Annotated in this window: 11 protein-coding genes; 5 read left to right on the forward strand and 6 right to left on the reverse strand. The window is 73.1% G+C overall.

Annotated elements, in window-relative coordinates:
• Window positions 1-438 precede the first annotated feature (438 nt).
• The 3 genes from O4J56_RS10700 to O4J56_RS10710 all read right to left on the reverse strand — a co-directional run bounded on the left by O4J56_RS10700 (window position 439) and on the right by O4J56_RS10710 (window position 2,977).
• On the reverse strand, window positions 439-1,611 hold the full coding sequence (locus O4J56_RS10700; RefSeq protein ID WP_270685569.1) for a C40 family peptidase: 1,173 nt from the start codon (window positions 1,609-1,611) through the stop codon (window positions 439-441).
• Between the two features lie 158 nt (window positions 1,612-1,769).
• Window positions 1,770-2,378 carry a Uma2 family endonuclease gene (locus O4J56_RS10705; RefSeq protein ID WP_270685570.1) on the reverse strand — a complete coding sequence of 203 codons (609 nt, stop codon included), beginning with the start codon at window positions 2,376-2,378 and terminating at the stop codon, window positions 1,770-1,772.
• A 125-nt stretch (window positions 2,379-2,503) separates the two neighbouring features.
• Window positions 2,504-2,977, reverse strand: coding sequence for a MarR family winged helix-turn-helix transcriptional regulator (locus O4J56_RS10710; protein ID WP_270685571.1), 474 nt, complete (start codon window positions 2,975-2,977; stop codon window positions 2,504-2,506).
• A 69-nt stretch (window positions 2,978-3,046) separates the two neighbouring features.
• On the opposite strand from O4J56_RS10710, the gene O4J56_RS10715 reads away from it, so the two are divergent.
• The gene (locus O4J56_RS10715; RefSeq protein ID WP_270685572.1) at window positions 3,047-4,258 is read left to right on the forward strand and encodes an FAD-dependent oxidoreductase; all 1,212 of its coding nucleotides are present in this window, start codon (window positions 3,047-3,049) and stop codon (window positions 4,256-4,258) included.
• Between the two features lie 47 nt (window positions 4,259-4,305).
• Here O4J56_RS10715 and O4J56_RS10720 read toward each other — a convergent pair whose 3' ends face one another.
• Window positions 4,306-5,205: a 2-hydroxyacid dehydrogenase gene (locus O4J56_RS10720; protein ID WP_270685573.1), complete on the reverse strand. Its 900-nt coding sequence runs from the start codon at window positions 5,203-5,205 to the stop codon at window positions 4,306-4,308.
• 235 nt (window positions 5,206-5,440) lie between these two features.
• Between O4J56_RS10720 and O4J56_RS10725 the strand changes: the two genes are divergently transcribed.
• A complete protein-coding gene (locus O4J56_RS10725; RefSeq protein WP_270685574.1) occupies window positions 5,441-6,142 on the forward strand; it encodes a PadR family transcriptional regulator in 702 nt (233 codons plus the stop codon).
• Here O4J56_RS10725 and O4J56_RS10730 read toward each other — a convergent pair.
• Both O4J56_RS10730 and O4J56_RS10735 read right to left on the reverse strand, forming a co-directional pair.
• Window positions 6,040-6,942: a TrmH family RNA methyltransferase gene (locus tag O4J56_RS10730; protein ID WP_270685575.1), complete on the reverse strand. Its 903-nt coding sequence runs from the start codon at window positions 6,940-6,942 to the stop codon at window positions 6,040-6,042. The two genes, O4J56_RS10725 and O4J56_RS10730, sit on opposite strands and share 103 nt — an antisense overlap.
• 104 nt (window positions 6,943-7,046) lie before the next feature.
• Window positions 7,047-7,586 carry a subtilase-type protease inhibitor gene (locus O4J56_RS10735; protein WP_270685576.1) on the reverse strand — a complete coding sequence of 180 codons (540 nt, stop codon included), beginning with the start codon at window positions 7,584-7,586 and terminating at the stop codon, window positions 7,047-7,049.
• Window positions 7,587-7,904: 318 nt separating this feature from the next.
• On the opposite strand from O4J56_RS10735, the gene O4J56_RS10740 reads away from it, so the two are divergent.
• The 3 genes from O4J56_RS10740 to O4J56_RS10750 all read left to right on the forward strand — a co-directional run bounded on the left by O4J56_RS10740 (window position 7,905) and on the right by O4J56_RS10750 (window position 12,440).
• Window positions 7,905-9,626: a substrate-binding and VWA domain-containing protein gene (locus O4J56_RS10740; protein WP_270685577.1), complete on the forward strand. Its 1,722-nt coding sequence runs from the start codon at window positions 7,905-7,907 to the stop codon at window positions 9,624-9,626.
• A gap of 162 nt (window positions 9,627-9,788) precedes the next feature.
• Window positions 9,789-11,573 carry a substrate-binding and VWA domain-containing protein gene (locus O4J56_RS10745; protein ID WP_270685578.1) on the forward strand — a complete coding sequence of 595 codons (1,785 nt, stop codon included), beginning with the start codon at window positions 9,789-9,791 and terminating at the stop codon, window positions 11,571-11,573.
• Window positions 11,574-11,765: 192 nt separating this feature from the next.
• Window positions 11,766-12,440, forward strand: a complete 675-nt coding sequence (locus O4J56_RS10750; RefSeq protein ID WP_270685579.1) for a hypothetical protein — start codon at window positions 11,766-11,768, stop codon at window positions 12,438-12,440.
• Window positions 12,441-12,454: the final 14 nt, after the last annotated feature.

The raw sequence follows: 12,454 nt of genomic DNA on the forward strand, positions 1-12,454 counted from the left end.
GCATGCGCGCACGCGCACCTCGGATGTGACGCGCACCACCAAAGATAACCCGTGGGAGGCGTTCGGCCCTGGGTCCGGGCGTTGACGCCGCCTAGACCCGCGCTTGACGCACGACGGCCCGCCCTCGCGGCGTTTTCCGCCGGTTTCGGCGCCATGGCAGTGATGCGGAGGTCGTTACGGCTCTTGCCAAATCGCCCCCGCGCTGCTTACCTTGACCGGGTAGCGAACGCCGCTCGGCGAGAGCCGTGTGTTCGATAGCCGAATAAGCCACACGCAGGGCCGGTATCGCTGACTCCCCCTCCCTCAGTGACGCGCCCTGCTTCCCCTCCTGCGGAGTCCAGCCCTCCCCTCCCGGCTGGCCTCGGCGCCAGGAGATGAGAAGGGGCGGTGCCGGCGCGGCACCGCCCCTTCGCGTTTTCAGGAGCCGGACGTCCGGGCTCAGTCCACCTGCACCCGGACGACGCCCGCCATCTTCGGCATGCGCACGTCGGTCACGCGCACGTCCAGGCCGGTGCGGGGGGCCTCCAGCATCTTGCCGTCGCCGAGGTAGATGGCCACGTGCGAGATGTAGTCGGGCGCCGTGGGGTCGGTGCGCCAGAAGATGAGGTCGCCGCGGCGGGCGTCCTCCCATTCGACGTGCTCCCCGGCGTACCACTGGTCGTGGGTGACGCGCGGGATGGCGATGCCCTCCTCTGCGAAGGCCCACTGGAGCAGGCCGGAGCAGTCGAAGCCGCCCTCCTGCAGGGACTCGCCGCCCCACACGTAGGGCACGCCGACCATCGTCTCGGCGTTGGAGATGACGCGCTCCATGGTGTCGTCGGGGACGGCCTCCCCGCGCGCGCCGGCCGGGCGCGGCTCAGGGTCCTCGGCCAGGAGCTGCAGCGAGGCGTCCTCCCCGAGGGCCTCCTCCAGGCGGTCCTTGAGCTTCCACAGGTCGGCGTCGGGGGCCGAAACGATGAGGCCGTTGCCCTCGGGGAAGCCGAGCTCGGAGGCGAGGTCGCGGGAGACGAGGGCGTCGATGCCGGCGACGCCCGAGGTGGCGTGGGTCCACACCTCGGCGGACCGGTCGCCGTCGGCGCCCGCGATGTCCACCTCGCTGCCCACGTCCAGGCCGCGCTGCTTGCCGGCGTCGTCGGACAGGGCGATGCGCCCCTCGGCGATCCCCTGCCAGATCTCGTCGGACTCGGCGGAGGGGCGGGGGGCGAAGTTGCGGAAGCCGCCCGGGTCGACGCCCAGGACCGAGGTCTCCTCGCCCTCGACGTTCACCCGTGCCGCGTCGACGACCTCGACGGCCTCGACGCCCTCCAGGTCGCGCACCCGGCGCACGGCCTTGTCGGACAGCGGCTCGGGCAGGACGGCGAAGTATTCGCGGCTGCGGGCTTTGCCCATGGGGGCGACCCTGGTGCCGTCCTGGAGCGCCGCGGGATCGGCCACGGGCGGGGAGGCCTGCCCGTTGCCCGGCTCGGGCACGGCCCCGGAGCGCGGCGCCCCGACCGGGGGGCGGTCGGTGACGTTGGGCTCAGATTCGGCCCAGGCGGGCGTCCCCAGCGCGGTGAAGGCCACCGCGAAGGCGACGGTGGTCCCCGCGCAACTTCTCAGCCGGTCCCGCACGAATCGACCTCGCTTTCCCGCGCCTGACGGAGGGTGGGCGGACATCGCGTACAAGCATGGGCGGACGGCGCCCCGTTTTCAAGCCGTGCACGGATGAACACGGGAGGAACCGAATCCCCACCCCCTGGCCGAAACCGGCCGCCCGCCGAAGCGCCCCCTCACCCCCAGTGCCCGGGGTACCTGGGGAACTCCGAGGTGTCGATGGTGACGCCCTCCAACGGCGAGGGCAGCGGGACGGGCTCGGAGAACCGGTGGGTGCCCTTGAGCCGGTACTCCCCGCCGACCAGGTCGGAGTGCACGGCCAGGGCGCCGCACCGGGGGTCGATGACCATGTACAGGGGGATGCCCCAGCTCGCATACACCTCGGGCAGGACTTCCCGGTCCTTGCGCGGCGTGCTGGGCGAGACCACCTCGACGGCCATGTCCACAACGGAGGCGGGCAGGATCGGACGCGCCCTGAGGAGTTCTTTCCGGTCGACGACCATGAGGTCGGGGATGGCGTACTCGGACGCCTCGGGCTCCCCCGGATCGGGCTCAGGAGCCACCGACGACCCGGCATGCGGTCGGCGTCCGTCCCGGAGGGCATCCCTGAGCTGGTCGTAGACGAGTTCTACGGCCAGGTTGTGCAGCGGCGTGGGTGCGGGGGTCACGTAGATCTTCCCTCCGAGGACCTCGACCTTGTAGCCCTCGGGAACATCGACGTGCTCGGCCGCGGCCCGGAGACCGGCCCCGGGCCGCTCAGGACGCTCGCACAGTTCCATGGTCATGGGCATTCCCCTGTTCTCTGTCGAGGTCACGCTACGGCGGCCCGGATCTCCACGGGTGTGCATGCGCAGGGACGACCTTCTTCGGCCGATTCGGGCACCGGCCTGCGCGGGCATCCGTTCGCATGCTAGCGATCCTGATCGGCCCCGGCCTCCAGGTCGGCCGTCGCCTTCACCTGGCGCTCGGCGGCCTCCTCCATGAAGCCCGCGATCAGCTCCAGTTCCTCGTCGCTGTACTCCTCGTAGAGCTCGCCCAGGCGGCGCATGAGGCCGGCGAACAGCTCGCGCCCGCCGTCGACCAGGCCGGGCGTGATCTCGACGACCACGCGGCGCCGGTCCTGCTCGTCGCGGACGCGGCGCACGTAGCCGCGCTTCTCCAGGCGGTCGAGCACCCCGGTCACCGACGCCGGCTTGAGCCCGGACCGGCGCACCACCTCCCCCGCGGTGACCGTGCCGCCCGACTGGACCAGGCCGAGCACCTTCCAGTCGCTCGGCCCCAGCCCCAGGCGGTCGCTGAGCACCCCGTGGTAGAGGACCGCGGCGTCGCTCATCCGGCGCCCCGCCGCGCCCACCCGCTCCAGCACCTCGTCCCGGTCGGCCATTGACGCCCCTCTCCGCCGCGCATATATTTCGTTCGAACGAACGAAATACTACCACGGGGAGACACCGCCATGCGCGTCCTCATCAGCGGGGCCGGGATCGCCGGACCGGTCGCCGCGGCCGCCCTCGGGCGGGCCGGGATCGACGCCGTCGTCCACGAGGCCCACCCCTCGCCCGCCGAACACCTCGGCTCCTTCCTCACCCTGGCCCCCAACGGCCTGTCCGTCCTGCGCACGCTCGACCTGCTCGACCCGGTCCTGGACGCGGCGCTCGCCCGCAGCACCGCCATCGAGTTCCGCAACGGCCGCGGCCGCGGCCTGGGCCGGCTGTCCGACGGCTCCCACGACCTCGCCCCCGGCCTGCAGAGCGTCTCCGTCATGCGCGGCGCCCTGCAGGCCCGCCTGGCCGAGGCGGCCACCGCCCCGGGCACCGAGATCGTCTACGGCAAGCGCCTGACCGGGTGCCGCGCCACCGGCTCAGGGGTCGTCGCCGAGTTCGCCGACGGCACCACCGCCGAAGGGGACGTCCTGCTGGGCGCCGACGGGCTGCACTCCCCCGTCCGCACGGCCGTGGACCCGGCGGCGCCGCGCCCCGCCTACACCGGCCTGCTCAACATCGGCGGCGTCGCCGAGGGGGCGGCGGTCGCCCCCACCCCGCCGGAGACCACCCGCATGGTCTACGGCCGCCGGGCCTTCTTCGGCTACCAGACCGACGACACGGGCCGGGTCTTCTGGTTCGTCAACGCCCCGCACCCCGAGGTCGGGCGGCGCGAGGCCGAGGCGCTCGGCCCCGGCCACTGGCGCCCGCTGGTCACCGGCCTGTTTCGCGACGACCTGCCCGAGATCACCGCGATCCTCGACGCCTCACCGGACGAGCACTTCCTCCCCTTCGGCGTCTACGACATCGCCACGCTGCCGCACTGGTGCGACGGCCCCATCGGCCTGATCGGGGACGCGGCCCACGCCGTCTCCTCCTCCAGCGGGCAGGGGGCGTCCATGGCGCTGGAGGACGCGGTCACGGTGGCCCGCTGCCTGCGGGACATCCCCGACCCGGCACGCGCGCTGGCGACGTACGAGTCCATGCGCCGCGAGCGCGTGGAGAAGGTCGTCGCCGAGGGCCGCAAGCGCGGGAACAGCAAGCTCGCCACAGGGGCGGTGCAAGCGTTCTTCCGGGACGCGTTCATGTCCGTGGTCATCCCGATGATCGCCAAGAAGAAGGGGCACTCCTGGATATTCGACCACCGCATCGACTTCGACGCGCCCGTCGCCCCCGCAGCGGCGTGAGGCAGAGCGGAGGAAGGAACGGGGGACAAGGGGCGGCCGCCCCGCCCTCACCCCTCCAGGACCACGTTCTCCAGGGGCTCGCCGTTCCCCCACCTGCGGAGCTGCTCGTCGATGAACCTGCGCGCGCGGGGATAGAAGGTGTCCGAGCCGCCCGCCACGTGCGGCGTGATGAACACGTTCGGCGCGGTCCACAGCGGATGGCCCTCCGGGAGCGGCTCCGGGTCGGTGACGTCGAGCGCCGCCCGGATCCGCCCCTCCTGGCCGAGCAGCGCCGCGGTGTCGAGCACCGGCCCGCGGGCGACGTTGACCACCAGCGCACCGTCGCGCATCAGGCCGAGCTCCTTCTCCCCCAGGAGGCCGCGCGTCTCCTCGCTCAGCGGGGTGAGCAGAACGACGACGTCGGCCTCCGGCAGGAGGGCGTGCAGGTCCTCGATCCCGTGGACCCCCTGCCCCGGCCGGGCCGTCCGGGCGACCTTCACGATGTCGCACTCATTGGGCGCCAAGCGCGCTTCCAGCGCCCGGCCGATGCTGCCGTGGCCGACGATCAGGACCCGCGACCCGGCCAGTGAACGCGTGTAGTGCGGGTTCCACGTCTGCTCGCGCTGGTCCGAGGACCACCGGGGAAGGTCCCGCCGGTCGGCGAGGATGAGCGCGAGCGCGTGCTCGGCGGTACTGGCATCGTGCAGCCCGCGCGCGTTGCACAGCACCACCCCGTCCGGCAGGTGCGGAACCGCGTTCTCGTACCCGGCGGTGAGGAGCTGGCACACGCGCATGCGGGGCATGCGCGACAGCAGGTCGACCCGCTGGCCGCGCCCGTAAGGCATCACGTAGAACACCACGTCCGAGAGGTCCTCAGGCTCGCCCCGGCCGTCGAAGACGGCGCCGTCGAACCCCTCGGGGACGGCGGACAGGTTCTCTTGCCAGGGCACCAGGACCCGGTCGGGCATCTCTCCTCCTCGGGGCACGAAGCGGCGGGCGGGCGAAGCCGGGACTGAGCCGGGTGCCCGGGACCGTCCGAGGTGGGACGCTATCAGGGGCACCCGGGGCGTGGGCCCTCCGGTGCGGTGCGGCGGGGGCCGTGCGCGCTTCGGAGGAGCCTGGGCCGACAGGGTCGTCAGGGCCCTGGATCACGGCCCTTTGGCCCCAGAGCGCCCCTCCGCTTCGTGACGTAGGGTGATCGCCATGCCGACGACCGATACCGCTCGCAACGTCCCCCGCCCCTCGCTCCCGGTCAACTCCTGGGCGATCCTGGGGCTGCTCTCCTTCGGGACGGAGCTCTCCGGCTACCAGCTCCGCCAGTGGGCGGAGAACATCCTCGGCTACTTCCACAGCGTCCCGGCGATGAGCCAGATCTACACGGAACTGCAGCGGCTGGAGCGCCACGGCTATGTGCGCCACCGCAGCGTGCCGGTGGCCGACGCCCCTGCGGGGACGCGCAACGCCCGCGCCAAGCGGGGCTACGAGATCACCCCTGAGGGCCGGGAGGCGCTGGCGGCCTGGATCCGCGACGTGCCGGTCGAGTACCCCACCGCCCGCAACGGGGCGATGCTGCGGGTCTGGCTGGGCGCCTACGCCGACCCTGAGCGGCTGCGGGAGATCGTCGCGGAGCACCGCGACCGCTCCGAGGAGATGCGGGCCTCCGCCGAGACGTCCACCCGCATCGCCGAGCACGACTACGCCCGGCACCGTTTCGCCACCCTGGTGACCTCGTGGGCCGAACGCCGCTACGCCGCGGAGCGCGACCTGGCGGAGGAGGTGCTGTCCGAGCTGGACGAGCTCCTCTACGCCCCCGGGGGCACGGACACCGGGTCCTCGGACGCCCACGGGGGCGACGGCGCGCCCGCCGCGGGCTCCTCCCGGGCCGAGCAGCGCACCAACTCGTAGCAGGCGATCGCCGCGGCGGCGGTGACGTTGAAGGAGTCGACGTCGCGCCCGGCCATGGGGATGCGCACGCGCGCGTCGGCCTGGTCCAGCCAGCGCGACGAGAGCCCGTCGCCCTCGGTCCCCAGCAGCAGCGCGGTCGGGCGCCCCGCGTCCCCGGCGAGCGCGTCACCGATCGGGACGGAGTCCTCCCCCGGCGTCAGGGCGAGGATGCGCAGACCGCGCTCGCGCAGCGCCCCCAACCCCTCACGCCAGTCGTCCATGCGGGCGTAGGGCAGCGTGAACACCGACCCCATGGAGACCTTCACCGACCGGCGGTACAGGGGGTCGGCGCACCGGGGCGACAGCAGGGCCGCGTCGACCCCGAGCCCGGCGGCACTGCGGAAGATGGCGCCGACGTTGGTGTGGTCGACGATGTCCTCCAGGACGACGACGCTGCGCGCCCCCTCGATGACATCGCCCACGGCGGGCAGGGGGCGGCGGTGGAACGAACCGAGTGCGCCGCGGTGCAGGTGGAACCCGACCAGCCCTTGGGCGACCTCCTCGGAGACGATGTAGACGGGCGCGTCCCCGCGGTCGAGCACGCCGTCGAGCAGGTCGCCGAGGGCCTCGCGGCGGCGCTCGGTGAGCAGCAGCGACCGCGGCTCGAACCCCGCCCGCAGCGCGCGGCGGATGACCTTGTCCCCTTCGGCCATGAAGAGCCCGTGCTCGGACTCCAGGCTCTTGCGCAGGGTGACGTCCCGCAGCCCGACATAGTCGGCCAGACGGGGGTCGCGGGGATCGGTGACCTCGATGGCGTCCATGGACCACCATTGTCGCCGATCCCTCACACCGTCGTTGATCTCGGGAGAAACGACGCTAAAACCACGGTTATAGGGGCGTTTTCCCCGAGATCAACGAGGAGGGGTCAGGGGGCGGCGTCGGCCACCGCGTCCATCAGGGGCCGCAGGCGCTGCCAGCGGACCTCCTCGCAGGAGTCGGCGCGGGTGACCTCGGTGTCGATCTCCTCGCCGTTCCACTCGCCGACGACGTGGGCCCGCCCGGGCCCGTAGTCGTGGTCCTCCTCGCACACGGCGTCCTCGGGCACCTCGTCGAACAGCCCGATGCCGTCGCCCTCGGCGGTCTCCTCCTGGACGAGGGCCAGGTCGGCGCAGACGCCGGGGTCGGCGGAGGCGTCGCCGGTGCAGGTGAAGTTCTGGATGTAGGCGCTCTGCTCGGTGGTGAGGCTCACCTGGAGCGTGCCGGTCGGCGCTTCGGGGTCCTCCTGCACGGACTCGCTGACGGTGTCGAGCGATCCGGCGGCCGACGCCCCGGTCTCGGGCGGGGTGGGCAGGAGGGACAGGACCGCGCCGAGCACCCACGCGACGGCTCCGCCTGCGCATACCGCCCCGAGCACGGCGGGGCCGATCGCGCGGGGGGACCGGCGCCGGGGGTTCTGCTTGGACATGGATGCCACTCTACGTAGTCGGACGATTACTTTACGACGTGAGCCGGCGCTTCGTCCACCGATCCCGGATCCCCCCTCAGGGCGTCTTGTGCGGGTCAGGGCCATCGCGAACGGCGGCCATGGCCCGCACAACACGCCCGAGCACACCGGAGGTCCACCCCGGCGCGCCTACCACGGGACGCGTCAAGCACCGACCACGCATACTAGCCACTTCCGTCAAACCCGGCGCCACCCGGTCCGGTCCCGGCGGCCCCTTCTCCTCACCCCCTACTAGACAGTAAGGTCACGCCAAGCACGCCCCACCCCCGGAGAAGCCCCGTGTCCAGCGGCCGACACCGCATCGAACGGCGCGACGGGTCCCGCGCCCGCAAAGCGCTCACCTCGCCCCTCGGCCTCACCGCCATCGCCGTGGCGGTGATCGCCGCCGCCAGCCTCGCCGTGCCCGCCGCGCTGCGCCTGGCCGACTGCGGGCAGACGCGCTACCTGCGCATCTCCAGCACGCTGAGCATGGCGCCGCTGATGCGGCAGGCCGCCGACGAGTTCAACGGGCGCCAGGCCTCCTACGACGGCGTCTGCGTGCTGGCCCAGGCCGACGAGACCGCCCCGCACCGCATCATGACCGAGCTGTCCGGCGGTCCGGGCGGCTCCACCGTCCGCCCGGACGTGTGGGTGCCCGAGTCCTCGGCCTGGGTGGAGCTGGCCCGGGTCTCCGAGAGCGGCGCGCAGACCGTGGAGACCGAGCCGCGCTCCCTGGCCGCCTCCCCGGTGGTGCTGGCCGCCCCCGAGGGCGCCGAGGGCGTGGAGGGGTCCGGCGGCACCGCCTGGGACCTGCTGCTGCCCGGCGAACGCGACCCCGACCGCCCCCTGGTGATGGTCGACCCCAACCGGGGCGTCGACGGCATGGCCGCCATGCACGCGGTCCGCCGGGAGCTGGGCACCGGGGACGACGCCGACACCGCCATGACCGACTTCGTGCGCGACGTGCAGCTGGACACCGCGTTCGGCGAGATCGACCCCGCCGGCCTCTTCCCCTCCTCCGGCGACCCGGGGAACGCGCCGCTGGCGGTCCTGCCCGAGCAGGCGGTGGCCGCCTACAACTCCGGGTCCCCGGCCACGCCGCTGCGGGCGCTGTATCCACCCGAGGGCACCGTCATGCTCGACTACCCGTTCGTGGCCACCGGCGACGACCCGCGCATGCGGCGGGCCGCCGACGACCTCTACGAGATCCTGCAGCGGCCCGCCTACCGGGAGCGCATGCGCGAGATGGGCTTCCGCGACCCCGACGGGACGGCGGCCCGGCCGCTGTCCGGCACCGCCGGGATCGAGGATGGGCCCCCCGAGACCCACGACGACCTGACCGGGGACGCGCTGCTCACCTCGCTGGACGACTGGAACCGGCTGTCCATGCACTCGCGCACCATCGTGCTGGCGGACGTGTCCGAGGCGATGTCGGAGGACCTCAACGGCGGGCCCAGCCGCATGGAGGTGACCCGGAGCGCCGCCGAGACCGGGCTGGCGCTCTTCCCCGACCAGACCGATATGGGCCTGTGGCTGATGTCGGAGGAGTTCGGCGCGGACGGGCGCGAGGTCGGCTCCCCGCCCGGGCCGCTGGAGGAGGCGGTGGGCGAGGAGGGCGCCACCCGCCGCGAGGAGCTGCAGGACGTCGCCCGCGACATCGAGGTCGCCGGGGGCGGCTCCCGCCTCTACGACAACATCCTGGACGCCTACCGGGAGGTGGAGGACGGCTACGACGAGGACCGGATCAACTCGGTCATCGTGCTCACCGCCGGGTCCGACGGCGGCTCCAGCGAGATCTCCCACGACGAGCTCGTCGCCGAGCTGCAGGACCGCTTCGACCCCGAACGGCCGGTGACGCTGTTCATCATCGCCTTCGGCGCCCAGTCCGACCGCGAGGAGCTGGCCGAGATCGCCGGCGCGACCAGCGGGACCCTGTCGGTCACCGACGACCCCGGGGAGATCGGCGACATCTTCCTCAGCTCCATCTCGCGGCGGCTGTGCGTGCCCGACTGCGGGAGCTGAGCCGTCCGGGCACCGACAACCGAAACCGGGTCAGGAGGGTGGACCGAAAAAAGGGCGCCCGGGCTGACCAGCCATCACCCCGTAATCGGACTTCGCTAACCTTACGAGGCACACGTCACAAATCCCCACATACACACCCCCGACACCACATCGAGGACCACCTTGGGACGCCACCGCGGTAATCACGCAGACGACGGAGACGCCGACCCGCGCGGTGCCGAGGGCCGCAGCCGGCGGCGCCGGCGCCGCGGCGGGGCCGTCGCCGCGCTCACCTCGGCCGTGGCCATCATCCTGGCCGTCGGCCTCACCGGCACCTACATCTTCCTCAACCAGAGCGGCTGCAGCGGGCAGGACGTCACCCTCGACGTCGCCGTGAGCCCCGAGCTCACCACGGCCGTGCAGGGGGTGGCCAAGGAGTTCAACGACCAGGACTACGCGGTCGACGGCCAGTGCGTGCGGGTCAGCGCGCGCGGGGTGGCCTCCGCCGACGTCGCCTACGGCATCACCGGGGGCGGCCCCACCATGGGCGACACCGAGTCCCAGGTGTGGATCCCCGACTCCTCGCTGTGGGTCAACTTCGTCAAGGAGAACTCCGGGGACGGCGTCGTCAACGACACCGGGACCTCCGTGGCCTCCTCCCCGCTGGTCCTGGCCCAGCCCGAGAAGGTCGCCGAGGAGGACGGGGACGAGGCCTCCTGGAAGACGCTGGTGCCCACCGCCGCCCCCGGCGCGGACGGCGACGACACCGACGTGCGCCTGGTGGACCCGGTGCGCAGCTCCTCGGGCCTGGCCACGCTCGCCCTGGTCTCCGACGCCGTCGGCGGCGGGGACGAGGAGGGGCGGGCCCAGCTGGTGGCGGCCATCCAGGCCCTGCAGGAGGGCGCCACCCCGAGCGAGGAGGCCGCCTTCGAGGCGTTCGCCGAGCAGAGCGCGGGCGACGGCGCCTCCCCCGTCCTGGTCCTGTCCGAGCAGGCCGCGGCCCGCTACAACCAGGACCACGCCGACGCCCCCGCGCGCGTGCGCTACCCCGACAGCGGCTCCTACAGCCTCGACTACCCCTACGTCACCCGCACCGACGACCCCCTCGCCACGCGCGCCGCACAGGTGTTCCGCAGCGCGCTGGAGGAGGACGCGGCGCAGAAGCGCTTCCAGCGGGAGGGCTTCCGCACGGCGGACGGGAAGGCCGACTCCGAGGCGCTCCCCGAGGGCCAGGGGTTCCAGGCCGACATCCCCGAGAACCTGCCCACGCCCAACAACGAGACCGTGGAGCGGCTGACCCAGGCCTGGAACCAGTTCAAGCTCGGCACGCGGCTGCTGACCATCGTGGACGTGTCCGGGTCGATGCTGGAGGAGGTCCCCGGCACCGGGATGAGCCGGATGCAGGTCACCACGGCCGCCGCCGACCAGGGGCTGTCGCTGTTCAACGACCGGACCGAGCTGGGGCTGTGGGAGTTCTCCACGGCCCTGGACGGCGACCGGGACCACCGCGAGCTGCTTCCGGTCGAGGAGCTGGCGAGCGAGGGCGCCGAGACCGCCACCCACCGCCAGGACATCGCCGCCGAGCTGGCGGGGCTGCAGCCGGTGCCCGACGGGAACACGGGGCTGTACGACACCTACCTGGCCGCCTACCGGGAGATGGCCTCCTCCTACAAGTCCGACAGGGTCAACGCGATCCTGATGCTGACCGACGGCAACAACGACGACCCGGACGGCGTCTCGCTCAAGGAGCTGGCCTCCACCATCGAGGAGGAGTCCAACCCCCACCACCCGATCCCGGTGTTCACCATCGCCTTCGGCCCCGGCATCGACCTGGAGCCGATGGAGAAGGTGGCGGAGCTGACCGGCGGCGAGGCCTACAAGACGGAGAACCCCGCCGAGATCGGCGACATCTTCCTGCAGGCCTTCTCCCAGCGCCTGGAGAACCAGCAGGGGCAGGAGGGCTCCTGACCCCGGACCGTCCCTCCTCCCCCGTGACCGCCCGTGGCCGGATTCGGCCACGGGCGGTCCGGATATTCGGTCCGAAACCCGGTGCCCGTGACCGATACATCCCTGTTCCCCACCCGCCGGGGCCTCTGGACTAATCGCCCGCCCTCGCGTACTCAGAAGAGTGGTTGTGCTGTGCGACGGAGGGTGGCGGCCGTGGCCGACGCATGGATGCCGGGCGCCGAGAGGGTGGAGTGCTCCTTCACCCCTGAGGGACCATTCCACGGAGGCGCGCCCCGCGCGGTATGGCGGACCACGGAGTCGGATCCGGCGGCGCTCACCGCGCGCGCGGTGGCCGAGCGCCTCGACGCCGACGGAGGCACCGCGCACCTGGTGTGGAACCCCCTCACCGGCGAGACCGCCCAGCTCCTCCCGGCCACCGCGCCGGCCAGCGGCGAACTGCCCGGGGACGGGACCGACCACGCGCACGAAGGGCGCACGTGCGTGATCGTCGTCGTGGTGGGGCGCGCGGTGGAGCCGTTCACCGACGGCCCCCTGAACGGGGTCGAGGCGATCCTCAGGTGGCTGTCCACCTGGGAGGTGGCGCGCACATGGCCGCCCGGCCCACCGCCGCCGTTCGCGACGCCGGTGCGCGACCCGGCCGCGGAGCGGGCCTGGGGGCGTTCGGGGCACTTCGGCGCATCGCAGGTTCCGGGGTCGGCCGAGCACGGCCCCGGCGCGATCGACGTCCGCCGCCTCCTGGACCCCGCGCGGGAGCGCCCCAGGGCGCGCCTGTCCGGGCCGCGCGGCCGCCCGGCACCGCGGGAGCGGGAGGCGGCGCTCCCGGAGGCCGACGGGGCGCTCTCCGAGTCGTACGCGCTCGGCCGCTGACCCCGCCGGGCCAC

It is taken from the genome of Nocardiopsis endophytica, from assembly GCF_027706725.1.
Lineage (GTDB): Bacteria > Actinomycetota > Actinomycetes > Streptosporangiales > Streptosporangiaceae > Nocardiopsis_A > Nocardiopsis_A endophytica.

Coding starts and splice junctions, on each gene's coding strand:
- O4J56_RS10710 (WP_270685571.1), bottom strand. CDS start 2,977: ATGGCCGACCGGGACGAGGTGCTGGAGCGGGTGGGCGCGGCGGGGCGC.
- O4J56_RS10705 (WP_270685570.1), bottom strand. CDS start 2,378: ATGACCATGGAACTGTGCGAGCGTCCTGAGCGGCCCGGGGCCGGTCTC.
- O4J56_RS10720 (WP_270685573.1), bottom strand. CDS start 5,205: ATGCCCGACCGGGTCCTGGTGCCCTGGCAAGAGAACCTGTCCGCCGTC.
- O4J56_RS10725 (WP_270685574.1), top strand. CDS start 5,441: ATGCCGACGACCGATACCGCTCGCAACGTCCCCCGCCCCTCGCTCCCG.
- O4J56_RS10715 (WP_270685572.1), top strand. CDS start 3,047: ATGCGCGTCCTCATCAGCGGGGCCGGGATCGCCGGACCGGTCGCCGCG.
- O4J56_RS10730 (WP_270685575.1), bottom strand. CDS start 6,942: ATGGACGCCATCGAGGTCACCGATCCCCGCGACCCCCGTCTGGCCGAC.
- O4J56_RS10735 (WP_270685576.1), bottom strand. CDS start 7,586: ATGTCCAAGCAGAACCCCCGGCGCCGGTCCCCCCGCGCGATCGGCCCC.